The following is a 14,245-nucleotide window of genomic DNA, read 5'->3' on the forward strand; positions in this document are numbered from 1 at the left end:
GCACGGAATTTGGCCCTATAATGCGAGGCTCACGCGGGAGTAGCTCAGTTGGTAGAGCGCAACCTTGCCAAGGTTGAGGTCGAGAGTTCGAGACTCTTCTCCCGCTCCAGACACGGTTAAAAGGGAAGCATTCGCTTCCCTTTTTATCTTCCGTCACCCGGGCGCGGTAGCAAAGCGGTTATGCAGCGGATTGCAAATCCGTCCAGGGCGGTTCGACTCCGCCCCGCGCCTCCAGATGCCACAGCCCCGCCAACGCAGTTGCCGGGGCTGTTTTGTTTTACAGTGGCCGCGCGCCTCGGTGGTGAAATTGGTAGACACAGCGGACTTAAAATCCGCCGCCCCTAACCCGGGCGTACCGGTTCGACCCCGGTTCGAGGCACCATCGACCGCAGGCACCAGAGCGCGGTCTGCGTCGGAGAACATCATGCCCAGCTACAACAACCCCCCGTTCGAGATCCATGTGCACGGCGACGTGCCGCTGCGGGCCGACGTGACCTTCGCGCAGCTGCAGGAGGCGCTCAAGCCGCTGTGGGCCTACGCCGGCGCCAAGTCGCTGGCCGACGGCGCCGGCAGCTCCTACGAGGAGGAACCCGGCATCAAGTTCGACGCCAAGGAGCACATGCTGACCATGTGCTGGACGGTGCCCGGCGACGAGGACTTCCGCCAGTCGCTGGACGAGATGTGCATGGGCCTGAACGAGCTGGCGGAGCAGGGCGCGGCCATCGAGGTCACGTTCTACGACACCGAGTTCGACGAGGACGAGGAGCCGCCCGAGGCCGAGTCGCGCGACGATTTCGTCATGCTCTTCGTCGGCCCCACGCCGGCGGCCATCATGCAGGTCCAGCGCGACCTGCTGGTCGAGGACGTGGTCAACCTGATGGAGCGGCATTTCGACGGCTCCGAGCTCTCGGGCGTGGTGGCCGAGATCGACAAGCTGTTCAGCCAGCGCTTCGACGCCCTGGTCAACTCGCTGGAGCTGGGCAAGCCGCCGCGCGGCAGCGGCGGCAGCCCGGGCGGCGGCAGCCACGGCGGCGGCCGCCGGCCGCGCCACCTGCACTGACGCCAGGCCGCATGGCCCTGTTTTCGCAAGAGGCGCTCAACCCCGGCGTGCGGCGGCGCGAGGTGTTCGGCTGGGCGATGTACGACTTCGCCAACTCCGGCTACACCACCGTGGTCACGACCGCCGTGTTCGCGGCCTACTTTGTCGGTGGCATCGCCCGCGGCGCCGAGTGGGCCACCTTCGCCTGGACGGCGGCCCTGAGCGTCTCGTACGCGATCGTCATGCTCACCATGCCCAGCCTGGGCGCGTGGGCGGACCTGCGGGCCGCCAAGAAGCGGCTGCTGATCACGATGACGGCCGGCTGCGTGGCCAGCACCGCGGCGCTGGCGCTGGCCGGCCCGGGTTCGGTGGCGCTGGCCATGGCGCTCGTCGTCGTCTCCAACACCTTCTACTCCTGGGGCGAGTCGCTGACGGCGGCCTTCCTGCCCGAGCTGGCGCGGCCCGACGCCCTGGGCAAGGTGAGCGGCTGGGGCTGGGGCTTCGGCTACTTCGGCGGCATGCTGGCGCTGGGCATCTGCCTGGCCTACGTGCTGTGGGCGCAGGGGCAGGGCGTCCCGGCCGAGCGCTTCGTGCCGGTCACCATGCTGGTCACGGCGGTGATCTACGGCGCCGCGGCGCTGGTGACCTTCGCGCTGCTGAAGGAGCGGGCGCTGCCGCAGGCCGGGGCCCTGCGCGAAGGCGGGCTGAGGGCCTCGTGGCAGCGGCTGCGCCAGACCCTGGCGCAGTCGCACCGCTACCGCGACTTCCGCTGGCTGATGGCCTGCGCCGTGTGCTACCAGGGGGGCGTCGCCGCGGTGGTGGCGCTGGCGGCGATCTACGCCGAGCAGGTGATCGGCTTCCAGCCGCAGGAGACCATGGTGCTGATCTTCGTGCTCAACCTGGCCGCCGCGGCCGGTGCCTTCGCCTGGGGCTACCTGCAGGACCGCATCGGCCACAAGCTGGCGCTGGGCTCCACCCTGGTGGGCTGGATCGCCACCTGCATCATCGCCGCGCTCACCACCACCAAGGGCGGCTTCTGGTGGGCCGCGGCCATCGCCGGCCTGTGCATGGGATCCAGCCAGTCGGCGGGGCGCGCGATGGCCGGCCTGTTCGCGCCACCGCGCCGGCTGGCCGAGTTCTACGGCCTGTGGACCTTCGCCATCCGCCTGGCCAGCGTGATCGGCCCGCTGTCCTTCGGCGCCATCACCTGGGCCACCGGCGGCAACCAGCGCATCGCCATCGTGTCGACGGCCACGCTGTTCCTGGCCGGCCTGGTGCTGCTGCTGAAGGTGGACGTGCAGCGCGGGCGCGAGGCCGCGCTGCAGGACGCCTGAACGGGCTCAGGCGGCCGCGACCGCCACGCCCTTGAACTCGCCGGTGGCGATGCGCCTGGACCACTCGGCCGGGCCGGTGGTGTGGACGCTGGTGCCGCCGGCATCCACCGCCACCGTGACCGGCATGTCCACCACGTCGAATTCGTAGATGGCCTCCATGCCCAGGTCGGCGAAGCCCAGCACCCGCGACTGCCTGATCGCCTTGGACACCAGGTAGGCCGCGCCGCCCACGGCCATCAGGTAGGCCGCCTTGTGCTTGCGGATCGCGTCGATCGCCTGCGGGCCGCGCTCGGACTTGCCGATCATGCCGATCAGCCCGGTCTGCGCCAGCATCATCTCGGTGAACTTGTCCATCCGCGTGGAGGTGGTCGGGCCGGCCGGGCCCACCACCTCGTCGCGCACCGGGTCCACCGGCCCGACGTAGTAGATCACCCGGTTGCCAAAGTCCACCGGAAGCTTCTCGCCCCTGGCCAGCATGTCCTGGATGCGCTTGTGCGCGGCGTCGCGGCCGGTCAGCATCTTGCCGTTCAGCAGCAGCGTCTGGCCGGCCTTCCAGGTGGCGATCTCTTCCCGGGTCAGCGTGTTCAGGTCCACCCGCCGGCTCTTCTGCGTGTCGGGCGCCCAGTCCACGCGGGGCCACAGGTCCAGGCTGGGCGGGTCCAGGTACACCGGGCCCGAGCCGTCCATCACGAAGTGGGCATGGCGGGTCGCGGCGCAGTTGGGGATCATCGCCACCGGCTTGCCGGCGGCATGGCAGGGGAACATCTTGATCTTGATGTCCAGCACCGTGGTCAGGCCGCCCAGGCCCTGCGCGCCGATGCCCAGCGCGTTGACCTTCTCGTACAGCTCCAGGCGCATCTCCTCCAGCTTCGACAGCTTCTCGCCGCGGCCGGACTTCGCCTGCAGCTCGTACATGTCGAGGTCTTCCATCAGCGCCTCCTTGGCCAGCAGCACCGACTTTTCGGCCGTGCCGCCGATGCCGATGCCCAGCATGCCCGGCGGGCACCAGCCGGCGCCCATGGTGGGCACCGTCTTGAGCACCCAGTCGACGATCGAGTCGCTCGGGTTGAGCATGGCCATCTTGCTCTTGTTTTCGCTGCCGCCGCCCTTGGCCGCCACCGTCACGTCGACCTTGCTGCCCGGAACCAGTTCGACGTTCACCACCGCCGGCGTGTTGTCCTGGGTGTTCTTGCGCTCGAACTGGGGATCGGCCACGACCGAGGCCCGCAGGGTGTTGTCCGGATGCAGGTAGCCGCGGCGCACGCCTTGGTTGACCGCGTCCTCCAGGCTGCCGGTGAAGCCCTCGAGGCGGCAGTCCATGCCGATCTTGAGGAACACGTTGACGATGCCCGTGTCCTGGCAGATCGGCCTCTGGCCGGTCGCGCTCATCTTGCTGTTGGTGAGGATCTGCGCGATCGCGTCCCTGGCCGCCGGCGACTGCTCGCGCTCGTAGGCGCGGGCCAGGTGGGCGATGTAGTCGGCGGGGTGGTAGTAGCTGATGTATTGCAGCGCGGCCGCGATCGATTCGACGAGGTCGGCTTGCTTGATGAGGGTCGGCATGGTCTTGGGAGCGTGGTGGAGCTTGCCGCCGATTATCCCAAACGCTGCTGAGTCCCTTCTTGCTACGTTCGCACCGCCCGCAGCGCGTGCCAGGCGAACAGGCCACCCAGCGCAGCACCCGCGGTGTCCAGCACCAGGTCGGAGAGCGTGTCCACGAAGCCTAGGTCGCCCACCAGCCCCTCGATCATCTCCCACCCGATCCCGAGCGCCAGGCCCATGCCGGCGCACCACCCGACCAGCTGCGCGCGCCCGGGGTTGACATTGAGCGCGTGCAGATAACCGATGGCAGACAGGCCGGCGAACCCCGTGTAGACGTGCACGAGCTCGTCGAACCAGGGGTAGGCGTTGAACCAGTCGAAGGTCCCGCCGGCCCCGTTCAGGAGCGCCGCGAGCACGAGCAGGAAGATGAAGAGGCTGGGCAGTTTGTCCTTGAGCAGCTGGATGCCCAGGCTGGCCACCAGGAAGATCCCGAGGGCCCAGACCAGGGCCGATCGACCGGCCATCCAGACCAGCGCCAGGAGGGCGGCGATCAGCAGCACCCCGACCCAGGCGAGCACGCGCCAGACTTCTGCGCCCAGCGGAGAACCTGCAGCTTGTGTTCTTCTCATGGTGGACAGTACCTTACAGCGACATGCCCGCGGGCGCCGTGCAGCGGCCCGATTCCCCAGTCGTGTGGTACGTTGGCTGCCATGAACACCCGCACCGAACACGACACCTTCGGCCCCATCGAGGTGCCGGCCCACCGCCTGTGGGGCGCCCAGACCCAGCGCTCGCTGCAGAACTTCGACATCTCCGGCGAGCGCCAGCCGCGCGAGCTCATCCGGGCGCTGGTGCAGGTCAAGCGCTCCTGCGCCGTGGTCAACCACCTGATGGGGCTGATGGACGACCGCAAGGCCTCGGCCATCATCGCCGCCGCCGACGAGGTGCTGGCCGGACAGCACGACGACGAGTTCCCGCTGGTGGTCTGGCAGACCGGCTCGGGCACCCAGACCAACATGAACGTCAACGAGGTGCTGGCCAACCGCGCCAGCGAGCTGCTGGGCGGCCGGCGCGGGGAGGGGCGGCTCATCCATCCCAACGACGACGTCAACAAGAGCCAGTCCTCCAACGACGTCTTCCCCACCGCCATGCACGTGGCCGCCGTGGAAGCCATCCGGCAACGGCTGATGCCCTCGCTGATGAAGCTCAAGGGCACGCTGGCCGCCAAGTCGGCCGAGTTCAAGGACATCGTCAAGATCGGCCGCACCCACCTGCAGGACGCCACGCCGCTGACCCTGGGCCAGGAGTTCTCGGGCTACGTGGCGCAGCTGGAGCAGGCCGACCGGCACCTGCATGGCGCGCTGCCGCACCTGTGCGAGCTGGCCCTGGGCGGCACCGCCGTCGGCACCGGCCTGAACGCGCCGCCCGGTTACGCCGACAAAGTGGCGGCGGAACTGGCGCGCCTGACGGGCCTGCCGTTCGTCAGCGCGCCCAACAAGTTCGAGGTGATGGCCGCGGCCGACGCGCTGGTGCACGCGCACGGCGCCCTCAAGACGCTGGCAGCCAGCCTGTTCAAGATCGCCAACGACATCCGCTGGCTGGCCAGCGGCCCGCGCAGCGGCATCGGCGAGATCGCCATCCCCGAGAACGAACCGGGCTCGTCCATCATGCCCGGCAAGGTGAACCCGACGCAGAGCGAGGCCCTGACCATGCTGTGCTGCCAGGTGTTCGGCAACGACGTGGCGGTCAACGTCGGCGGCGCCTCCGGCAACTTCGAGCTGAACGTGTTCCGCCCCATGATCGCCCACAACTTCCTGCAGAGCGTGCGGCTTCTGGCCGACGGCATGCGCAGCTTCAACGATCACTGCGCCGTGGGCATCGCGCCCAACCGCGAGCGAATCGCCGAGCTGGTCGACCGCTCGCTGATGCTGGTGACCGCGCTCAATCCCCACATCGGCTACGACAAGGCGGCGCAGATCGCCAAGAAGGCCCACAAGGAAGGCAGCAGCCTGCGCGAGGCCGCGCTGGCCCTGGGCTACGTCACGGCCGAGCAGTTCGACCAATGGGTGCGGCCCGAGAAAATGGTCTGAGGCAGGCACGAGCATGCGGCCGATAAAGTTCTAATGGTTTTCCAGAGTGTCGACGTTCATGTGCAAACTGTTGACACTTTAAGGCGGCGGCTCCAATAATGGCCTAGCGGTTCGATCGAGGCCGCGTAGGAGACAAGCAATGTCAGTGAAGCCCGCCGCCATCCTGGCGATAGCGGCCGCACTCGTCACGGGTGCGGCCCATTCCCAAGCTCCCGCCGCCTACGACGCGACGCCGCAGCTCGTGGCCGCCGCCCAGAAGGAGGGCAAGGTCGTCTGGTACTCCGCCACCGACGTCCAGGTCGCTGAGAAGCTCGCCAGGGCGTTCGAGGCCAAGTACCCGGGGGTCAAGGTGCAGGTGGAGCGCTCCGGCGCCGAGCGCATCTTCCAGCGCATCAACCAGGAGTACGGCAGCAAGATCCACGCGGCCGACGTCGTCGAGACCTCGGACGCCGTGCACTTCATCTACTTCAAGAAGCAGGGCTGGCTGACCCCCGCCGTGCCGGTCGACGTGGCCAAGCACTGGGGCAAGGACTACAAGGACGCCGACGGCCAGTACGCCGCCTACCGCGCCCACCTGTCCGTGATCGCCTACAACACCAAGCTGGTGCCCAAGGAGCAGGCGCCCAAGTCGCACGCCGATCTGCTGGACCCGAAGTGGAACAGCAAGATCGTCAAGGCGCACCCCGGCTACAGCGGCACCATCATGACCGGCACGCAGGCCCTGTCGCAGTCGCCCCTGGGCTGGAAGTACCTCGAGCAGCTGGGCAAGCAGAAGATCATGCAGGTGCAGTCCTCGACCGAGCCGCCCAAGAAGCTGGCCGCCGGCGAGCGGCCCGTCATGGCCGACGGCAACGAGTACAACGTCTTCATCCTCAAGGAAAGCGGCGTGCCGATCGAGCCGGTCTACGCGGCCGAGGGCACGCCCATCGTGGTCGGCAACGCGGCGATCATGAAGAACGCGCCCAACCCCAACGCGGCCAGGCTGTTCTACCACTTCATGTTCACCAGGGACGCGCAGCAGCTCAACAGCGACGTCGGAGGCCTGCGCTCCTTCCACCCCGAGGTGAAGGAGAAGGCGGGCCGAACGCCGCTGTCGCAGATCAAGCTGCTGAACTCCGATCCGAACAAGCTGGACCCGGACAACATCAAGAAGAAGTACGAAGAGTACTTCGGGACCTGAGCCCATGTCCGTCGCGCTTCCCGAACGAGAAGTCGCGATCGGCAAACCCCACTTCCGGTTCGACCTCACCCGGCCCGCGTTCTACGCGCTGGCCGCGGTGCTGGCCGTCCTGGTGGTGCTGCCGCTCGCCTGGCTCGCCTACTACGCCCTCGTCGACAAGGACGGCCAGCCGACCTTGGCCAATTTCGCGGCCCTGGTCAGCGACGCCACGCTGCGCAAGCCCTACGTGCTCGCGTCCGGCATGGCGCTCGGCGTGGGCCTGCTGTCGGTGGTGATCGCCACGCCGCTCGCCTGGCTGGTCTCGCGCACCGACCTGCCCGGCCGGCGCGCCGTGCGTGCGCTGGTCACGGCATCCTTCGTCACGCCGCCCTTCCTGGGGGCCATCGCCTGGGAGATCCTGGCCGCCCCCAACAGCGGCCTCATCAACGTGTTCTGGCGCTGGGCCGCGGGCGGGCAGCCGTACGACGCCCCGCTGGTCAACATCTACAGCTTCGGCGGCCTGGTCTTCGCCATCGCCTGCTACACCTTCCCCTACGTGTTCACGCTGGTGGCCAACGGCCTGGACCGCGTGCCCGCCGACCTGGAGGACGCCTCGGCCATCCTGGGCGGCCGCGCCTGGACCACCCTGCGCAAGATCACCTTCCCGCTGGTGCTGCCCGCGGTGCTGGCCGGCGCGCTGATCGCGATCCTGCAGGCGCTGACCATGTTCGGCTCGCCGGCCATCCTGGCCCTGCCGGCCGGCTTCCACGTGATCACCACCAAGATCTGGAGCCTGTTCCAGTTCCCGCCCAAGCCGGGGCTGGCCGCGGCCGCCGCGCTGCCGCTGCTGCTGATCACCGTGCTGCTGCTGCAGGGCAAGTCCTGGATCCTGGGCCGCAAGGGCTACACCGTGCTGGGCGGCAAGAGCGGCGCGCCGCGCATCTCCCGGCTGGGGCCGTGGATGCCGGTGGCGGCGCTGTTCGCGTTCGCCGTGCTGTCGCTGACGGTGCTGCTGCCCTATGCGGCGCTGCTGAAGACCGCGCTCACGAAGAACGGCGTCGAGGGCCTGACGCTGCACAACTTCCACTTCGTGTTCTTCGAGTTCTCGGCGACGCGGCTGGCCATGTACAACACCTTCGTGCTCGGGTTCGCCACGGCCACCATCGGCACCGGCATCGCGCTCATGGCGGCCTACATGGTCTCGCGCAGCCCGGTGCGCGGCGCCGGCGCGCTGGGCCTGCTGGCGACGGCGCCGGTGGCCATCCCCGGCATCGTGCTGGGCGTGGGCCTGTTCCTGACCTACTCGCATCCCTCGCTGATGCTGTACGGCACGCTGTGGATCCTGCTGATCGCCTTCCTCACCATCGAGATGCCGGCGGGCTACCAGCAGATGCAGGCCGCCTTCCACGGCATCCACCCCGAGCTGGAGGAGGCCAGCCGCATCCTCGGGGCCTCGCGCATGAAGACGCTGCGCCTGATCACGGCGCCGCTGCTGCGCACCAGCGTGATCGCGACCTGGTGCTTCGTCTTCATCGGCACCATCCGCGAGCTGTCGGCCACCATCCTGCTGACCACCGCGAACACCAAGCTGGTGTCCGTGATCATCTACGACCTCAACGAAAGCGGCGACATGGGCGCGATCTCCGTGCTGGGGATCATGCTGCTGGCCGTTTCCTTCACGGTCGTCTTCATTGCCAACCGCCTGCCGCTGCTCGGCGGGCAGCGCCTGCCGGCGCTCCGATGAGGAGACAAGCCATGGGATTCCTGGAACTGAAGGGGCTGACCAAGAGATACGGGTCGGCGGCGGTGGTCAAGGACGTTTCGCTGTCCGTCGAGAAGGGGCAGCTGGTGTGCCTGCTGGGGCCTTCGGGCTGCGGCAAGACGACCACCCTGCGCCTGATCGCCGGCTTCCTGCAGCCGGACGGCGGCGAGATCCGCGTCGGCGGCCGGCGCGTCTCGTCGCCCGGCGACAGCGAGGCGCCGGAGCGCCGCAACATGTCGATGATCTTCCAGAGCTACGCGCTGTGGCCGCACATGACGGTGATGGAGAACGTCACCTACGGCCTGAAGCTGCGCGGCCTCTCCAAGGACGACACGGCCCGGCGCGCCGAGACCATCCTCGCCGCGACCAAGCTCGCGCAGCTGGCGCAGCGCTACCCCGGCGAGCTCTCCGGCGGCCAGCAGCAGCGCGTGTCGCTGGCCCGCGCGCTGGTGGTCGAGCCCGAGACGCTGCTGCTGGACGAGCCGCTGTCCAACCTCGACGCCAACCTGCGCGAGGAGATGCGCTTCGAGATCCGCCGCCTGCACGACAAGTACCGCTACACCACCGTGTACGTCACGCACGACCAGGCCGAGGCCATGACCGCGGCGGACCTGATCGTGGTGATGAACCAGGGCGTGATCGAGCAGGCCGGCTCGCCCGAGGACATCTACCAGCGCCCGCGCACCGAGTTCGTGGCGCGCTTCATAGGCGGCACCAACATCCTGCGCGGCCGCTGGGATGGCCGCAATGGCGTGGCCGGCGGCAACCAGCTGCTGCTGCGCTGCGGCTCGGGCGAGTTCGCCGAGGACGGCGACACCGCCGTTTCCGTGCGCCACCACGACGTGCGCCTGAGCGCGAGCCGGCCGGCCGGCGAGACCAACGTGGTGCAGGGCAGGGTGACGCGGCAGATCTACCTGGGCTCGCACCGCGACTACCTGGTCGCCCTGCCCGGCGGCGAGACCCTGCGCGCCGTCACGCCTTCGCACGTGAGCATCCCGCCGGGCGATTCCGTCTGGCTGCACCTGCCGCCGGAGCACTGCCGTGCCCTGGCCCACTGACCCGAACCCCGCCGCAACATCCACCCCTACGAGGAGCACCGAGTGAGCAACACCGAGCAACCGGCCGCCGAGCACCTGACCCGCTACGTGTCCCATTTCATCTGCAGCAGCAGGCTGTCCGACCTGCCGCAGGACGTGGCCGGCCTGGGCAAGAAATCCATCCTGGACGGCATCGGCCTGGCGCTCTCCGGCGGAGCCAGCCACCTGGGCACCCTGGTGCGCAGGCACCTGGCCGAGCTGAGCCTGGGGCCGGGCCTCTCCACCGTGATCGGCACCCGCCTGAAGGTGGCGTCGCGCTTCGCCGCCTTCGCCAACGGCGTCGGCATCCATGCCGACGACTACGACGACACGCAGCTGGCCGTCGCCACCGACCGCGTCTACGGCCTGCTCACGCACCCGACCGCACCGGCGCTGCCGGCCGCGCTGGCGATGGCCGAGGCCGTGGGCGCCAGCGGCGCGCAGGCCATGCTGGCCTACCACCTGGGCGTGGAAGTGGAATGCAAGATCGCCGAGGCGATCAACCCGCGCCACTACCAGACCGGCTTCCACTCCACCGCGACCTGCGGCACCTTCGCCGCCGCCGCGGCGGCGTCCAAGCTGATGGACCTGGACGAGGAGACGACCTGCCGGGCGCTGTCCATCGCCGGCAGCCAGTCGGCCGGCCTGCGCGAGAACTTCGGCACCATGACCAAGCCCTTCCACGCCGGCCGCTCCTCGGAAAGCGGGGTGGCGGCGGCGCAGTTCGCCTCCTACGGCTGGACCGCGACCGACAGGATCCTGGAGGCGCCGCGCGGCTTCTTCAGCGCCGCCGGCGGCGGCTACGACGCCGACGCCATCGCCGGCCGGCTGGGCAGGCCCTGGACCTTCGCCGAGCCGGGCGTGTCGATCAAGCCGCATCCGTCCGGCTCGCTCACGCATCCCGGCATGACCGAGATGCTGCGCCTCATCCGCGAGAACCGCATCCAGGCCAAGGACGTGATGCGGGTGCGGGTGGGCACCAACCACAACATGCCCAATGCGCTGATCCACCACCGCCCCAGGAACGAGCTCCAGGCCAAGTTCTCCATGGAGTTCTGCATGGCCATCCTGCTGCTGGAAGGACGCGCGGGCCTGAACGAGTTCACCGACGAGGTGGTGCTGCGTCCGGACGTGCAGAGAATGATCGAGAAGATCGATTTCGTGGTGGACAAGGAAGCGGAGGCGGCCGGCTACCACAAGATGACGACCCTCATCGACATCGAGCTGGCCAACGGCCGCAAGGTCCGTGGCCGGGCCGACTTCGGCAAGGGCAGCCCCGCCATGCCCATGAGCTACGACGAGGTCGCCGACAAGTTCCGCGAGAACGCCGGGTTCGCGGGGTTCCCGAAGCAGCGCGCGGAGGAGGTGGTGGCCATGGTGCGCGAGCTCGAGTCGCTGCCGGCCATCTCGCGGCTGATGGACGTGCTGGCGCATGACCGCGCCTGATCCGCGCCCGCTGCTCGGGCTGATGCTGGGCGACATGACCGGCATCGGTCCCGAGATCAGCGCCCGGCTGCTGGCCGGCGGGACGCTGCGGGAGGTGGCCCGCATCGCCGTGATCGGCGACGCCCGCGTGTTCGAGCTGGGCTGCCGCGATGCCGGCATCGCGCCGGCCTGGCGCTCCTGCACCAGCGTGGCGGCGATCGACTGGTCGCGCGACGAGATCCCGGTGGTGGACCTGGGCAACATCGCCCCTGCGAAGCTGCCCAGGCGCGAGAACTCGCCCGAGTCGGGGCGCCTGACCGGCGAGACGCTGCAGCACATGACGCAGCTGGCCCAGGCCGGGGAGATCGAGGGCATCTCGTTCGCGCCGCTGTCCAAGGCGGCGCTGCACCAGGGCGGCTGGAAGTACCACGACGAGCACCAGATGTTCGCCGCGTGGAACCGGCACGAGGGCTTCTTCGGCGAGATGAACGTCATCGAGCAGTTCTCGACCTTCCGCGTCACCTCGCACGTGGCGCTGCGCCGGGCGCTGGAGATGATCACGCCCGAGCGCATCGCAGCCGCGGTGCACCTGGCCGACCGCAGCCTGCGCGAGGCGGGGATCGCCAGGCCGCGCATCGGCGTGGCGGCGCTCAACCCGCACTGCGGCGAGGGCGGGCTGTTCGGCGACGAGGAGATCCGGCTGATCGCGCCGTCGGTGCAGCGGCTGGCGCAGGAGGGCCTCGCCGTGAGCGGCCCGGTGTCCTCGGACGCCATCTTCCTCAAGGCGCTCAAGGGCGAGTACGACGGCGTGGTGATGATGTACCACGACCAGGGGCAGATCGCGACCAAGCTGCTGGGCTTCAATAAGGGCGTGACCGTCACCGCGGGGCTGAAGACCGTCTACACCACGCCGGCCCACGGCACGGCATTCGACATCACGGGCCAGGGCAAGGCCGACACGGGCGCGCTGGAGCAGGCCGTCCGCATCGCGGCGCGCATGGCCCTCGCGCGCAGGAACAGCAAGGCGGCAGCATGAACGACCCCCACCTCATCCTCGGCGTGCTCGAGGGCGACGACATCGGCCACGAAGTGGTGCCCGCGGCCGTGCAGGTCGCCAGCGCCGCGGCGCAGAAGCACGGCCTGCGCATCGACTGGCGCCCGATGCCGGTCGGCCGGCGCGCGCTGGACACGCACGGCTCGACGCTCCCGGCGGGCACGCTGGAGACGCTGGCGACGATGGACGGCTTCGTGCTGGGGCCGATCGGCCACCGCGAGTACCCCAAGGTGCCGGGCGCGATCAACCCGCACCCCATCATGCGCAAGCACTTCAACCTGTTCGCCAACGTGCGTCCGACCCGCTCGTACCCCGACATCGGGTGCCTGCGCGACGACGTGGACCTGGTGATCGTGCGCGAGAACAACGAGGGCTTCCAGCCGGACCGCAACGTGGTGGCCGGCTCGGGCGAGTTCCGGCCGAACGACGACCTGACGATTTCCGTGCGCGTGATCAGCCGCAAGGGCAGCGAGCGCGTCGCCCGGGTCGCCCTGGCACTGGCGCGCAGCCGGCGCAAGCTGCTGACCGTGGTGCACAAGAACACGGTGTTCAAGCTGGGTTGCGGCATGTTCGTGGAGGAGTGCCTCAAGGCGGCGAAGGACTTCCCCGACGTGACGGTCAACGAGGTGATCGTGGACACCATGGCGATGCGGCTGGTGCGCGACCCGCAGAACTTCGACGTGGTGGTCACCACCAACATGTTCGGCGACATCCTCACCGACGAGGCGGCCGGCCTGGTGGGCGGCCTGGGCATGGCGCCCGGGCTGTGCATCGGCGAGGGCGACTTCGCGATGGCGCAGGCCACGCACGGCTCGGCGCCCGACATCGCCGGCAAGGGCATCGCCAATCCCTACGCGATGATGGATTCGACGCGGATGATGCTGGACTGGCTGGGGCGCAGGAAGGCGATCGCGCCGGCCGTCGCGGCGGCGGCGAGCATGGAGAAAGGGCTGGCGGCGGCGCTGGGGAACGCGAAGGCCAGGACCGGGGACATCCGGGGCCAGGGCCGCACAGCGTCATTCGCGGGCGCCGTCATCGAGAACCTCTGACCGCCGTCCCGCCAGCGCGGGCGTGGCGGATTCATTTCTCGTCGGCAAGCGCGAGAAGGCGCTGCCTGCCCGCCTGGATGTGCTCCTGCGCGTACTGCTTCGCCTTGGCGACGTTCCCCTTGGAGATCGCCTCGTACAGCTTGCGGTGCTCCACATTGGAGCGGCGCATGTTGCCCGGGGCGTTGAAGTTCTGCCGGCGGTACAGGTGCAGCTCCTTCACGTAGCTGTCATACAGCAGCCGGGCCCGCTGGTGGTTGCACAGCACCAGGACCAGCTCGTGGAACTGCACGTTGAGGTCGTAGTAGAGGTTGCTGTCGTTCTCCGCGGCCGCCCGGTCCATGCCGTCCAGCAGCGCCTCGAAGCGGGCGCGGCCGGCGTCGGTGATGTTCTCGCAGGCACGCTCCGCCGCGAAGCCGAAGACAAGGGCGCGCAGCTCGTAGATCTCCAGCATCTCGCGGATGGAGACCTGCCGCACGTACACGCCGCGGTTGGGCACCGGGGTGACGAGCCCGGTGCCGGCGAGGATGCGGATCGCCTCGCGGATCGGGCCGCGGCTGGTGCCCATGCGCACCGCCAGCGCCGCCTCGTTCAGGCGGTCGCCGGCCTTGAACTCGCCCGCATAGATCAGCTGCTTGATCTGCTCCGCGATGTTGAGCGGCGGGCTTTCGGTGGTGGCGGTCGGGACGGAGGACATGCGGCGAGCAGCAGCGCCGCAGGG

The 14,245-nt window shown here is 69.2% G+C and carries 12 protein-coding genes and 3 tRNA genes; 12 read left to right on the forward strand and 3 right to left on the reverse strand.

Annotated features, from left to right (window positions below):
- Positions 1–33 precede the first annotated feature (33 nt).
- The 5 genes from RTA_RS08105 to RTA_RS08125 all read left to right on the forward strand — a co-directional run bounded on the left by RTA_RS08105 (position 34) and on the right by RTA_RS08125 (position 2,373).
- Positions 34–109 (forward strand) — tRNA-Gly (locus RTA_RS08105).
- Positions 110–160: 51 nt separating this feature from the next.
- Positions 161–234: transfer RNA gene (locus RTA_RS08110), tRNA-Cys, on the forward strand.
- Positions 235–292: 58 nt separating this feature from the next.
- Positions 293–382, forward strand: a tRNA-Leu gene (locus RTA_RS08115).
- A 42-nt stretch (positions 383–424) separates the two neighbouring features.
- Entirely contained in the window at positions 425–1,060 is a 636-nt protein-coding gene (locus RTA_RS08120; protein WP_013900904.1) for a DUF6806 family protein, read from the forward strand.
- An 11-nt stretch (positions 1,061–1,071) separates the two neighbouring features.
- Positions 1,072–2,373 carry an MFS transporter gene (locus tag RTA_RS08125; RefSeq protein ID WP_013900905.1) on the forward strand — a complete coding sequence of 434 codons (1,302 nt, stop codon included), beginning with the start codon at positions 1,072–1,074 and terminating at the stop codon, positions 2,371–2,373.
- Between the two features lie 6 nt (positions 2,374–2,379).
- Here RTA_RS08125 and RTA_RS08130 read toward each other — a convergent pair whose 3' ends face one another.
- Together RTA_RS08130 and RTA_RS19730 are read right to left on the reverse strand one after the other, a co-directional pair.
- Positions 2,380–3,933, reverse strand: a complete 1,554-nt coding sequence (locus RTA_RS08130; protein ID WP_013900906.1) for a fumarate hydratase — start codon at positions 3,931–3,933, stop codon at positions 2,380–2,382.
- A 62-nt stretch (positions 3,934–3,995) separates the two neighbouring features.
- A complete protein-coding gene (locus RTA_RS19730) occupies positions 3,996–4,541 on the reverse strand; it encodes a DUF2238 domain-containing protein (protein ID WP_013900907.1) in 546 nt (181 codons plus the stop codon).
- Positions 4,542–4,622: 81 nt separating this feature from the next.
- Here RTA_RS19730 and fumC point away from each other — a divergent pair, with 81 nt between their 5' ends.
- The 7 genes from fumC (at position 4,623) to RTA_RS08170 (ending at position 13,527) form a co-directional block, all read left to right on the forward strand.
- On the forward strand, positions 4,623–6,002 hold the full coding sequence (gene fumC / locus RTA_RS08140) for a class II fumarate hydratase (protein ID WP_013900908.1): 1,380 nt from the start codon (positions 4,623–4,625) through the stop codon (positions 6,000–6,002).
- Between the two features lie 139 nt (positions 6,003–6,141).
- On the forward strand, positions 6,142–7,182 hold the full coding sequence (locus RTA_RS08145; RefSeq protein WP_013900909.1) for an ABC transporter substrate-binding protein: 1,041 nt from the start codon (positions 6,142–6,144) through the stop codon (positions 7,180–7,182).
- Positions 7,183–7,186: 4 nt separating this feature from the next.
- Entirely contained in the window at positions 7,187–8,905 is a 1,719-nt protein-coding gene (locus RTA_RS08150) for an ABC transporter permease (RefSeq protein ID WP_013900910.1), read from the forward strand.
- Positions 8,906–8,916: 11 nt separating this feature from the next.
- Positions 8,917–9,981, forward strand: coding sequence for an ABC transporter ATP-binding protein (locus tag RTA_RS08155; RefSeq protein WP_013900911.1), 1,065 nt, complete (start codon positions 8,917–8,919; stop codon positions 9,979–9,981).
- 42 nt (positions 9,982–10,023) lie between these two features.
- A complete protein-coding gene (locus RTA_RS08160) occupies positions 10,024–11,445 on the forward strand; it encodes an MmgE/PrpD family protein (RefSeq protein WP_013900912.1) in 1,422 nt (473 codons plus the stop codon).
- Positions 11,432–12,460, forward strand: a complete 1,029-nt coding sequence (locus RTA_RS08165) for a PdxA family dehydrogenase (RefSeq protein ID WP_013900913.1) — start codon at positions 11,432–11,434, stop codon at positions 12,458–12,460. Before RTA_RS08160 ends, RTA_RS08165 begins: the two co-directional genes overlap by 14 nt.
- Complete coding sequence (locus tag RTA_RS08170; RefSeq protein ID WP_013900914.1) at positions 12,457–13,527, forward strand: isocitrate/isopropylmalate dehydrogenase family protein; 1,071 nt, start codon at positions 12,457–12,459, stop codon at positions 13,525–13,527. Before RTA_RS08165 ends, RTA_RS08170 begins: the two co-directional genes overlap by 4 nt.
- A gap of 31 nt (positions 13,528–13,558) precedes the next feature.
- Here the strand turns inward: RTA_RS08170 and RTA_RS08175 are convergent, their stop codons facing one another.
- Positions 13,559–14,221, reverse strand: coding sequence for a GntR family transcriptional regulator (locus tag RTA_RS08175; RefSeq protein ID WP_013900915.1), 663 nt, complete (start codon positions 14,219–14,221; stop codon positions 13,559–13,561).
- Positions 14,222–14,245 lie beyond the last annotated feature (24 nt).

The organism is Ramlibacter tataouinensis TTB310 (assembly GCF_000215705.1).
In the GTDB taxonomy this organism is placed as follows: Bacteria; Pseudomonadota; Gammaproteobacteria; order Burkholderiales; family Burkholderiaceae_C; genus Ramlibacter; species Ramlibacter tataouinensis.

Bases quoted from the DNA above. Each gene is read 5' to 3' on its own strand.
- RTA_RS08120 (WP_013900904.1), top strand. From the start codon at position 425: ATGCCCAGCTACAACAACCCCCCGTTCGAGATCCATGTGCACGGCGAC.
- RTA_RS08125 (WP_013900905.1), top strand. From the start codon at position 1,072: ATGGCCCTGTTTTCGCAAGAGGCGCTCAACCCCGGCGTGCGGCGGCGC.
- RTA_RS08130 (WP_013900906.1), bottom strand. From the start codon at position 3,933: ATGCCGACCCTCATCAAGCAAGCCGACCTCGTCGAATCGATCGCGGCC.
- RTA_RS19730 (WP_013900907.1), bottom strand. From the start codon at position 4,541: ATGAGAAGAACACAAGCTGCAGGTTCTCCGCTGGGCGCAGAAGTCTGG.
- fumC (WP_013900908.1), top strand. From the start codon at position 4,623: ATGAACACCCGCACCGAACACGACACCTTCGGCCCCATCGAGGTGCCG.
- RTA_RS08145 (WP_013900909.1), top strand. From the start codon at position 6,142: ATGTCAGTGAAGCCCGCCGCCATCCTGGCGATAGCGGCCGCACTCGTC.
- RTA_RS08150 (WP_013900910.1), top strand. From the start codon at position 7,187: ATGTCCGTCGCGCTTCCCGAACGAGAAGTCGCGATCGGCAAACCCCAC.
- RTA_RS08155 (WP_013900911.1), top strand. From the start codon at position 8,917: ATGGGATTCCTGGAACTGAAGGGGCTGACCAAGAGATACGGGTCGGCG.
- RTA_RS08165 (WP_013900913.1), top strand. From the start codon at position 11,432: ATGACCGCGCCTGATCCGCGCCCGCTGCTCGGGCTGATGCTGGGCGAC.
- RTA_RS08170 (WP_013900914.1), top strand. From the start codon at position 12,457: ATGAACGACCCCCACCTCATCCTCGGCGTGCTCGAGGGCGACGACATC.
- RTA_RS08175 (WP_013900915.1), bottom strand. From the start codon at position 14,221: ATGTCCTCCGTCCCGACCGCCACCACCGAAAGCCCGCCGCTCAACATC.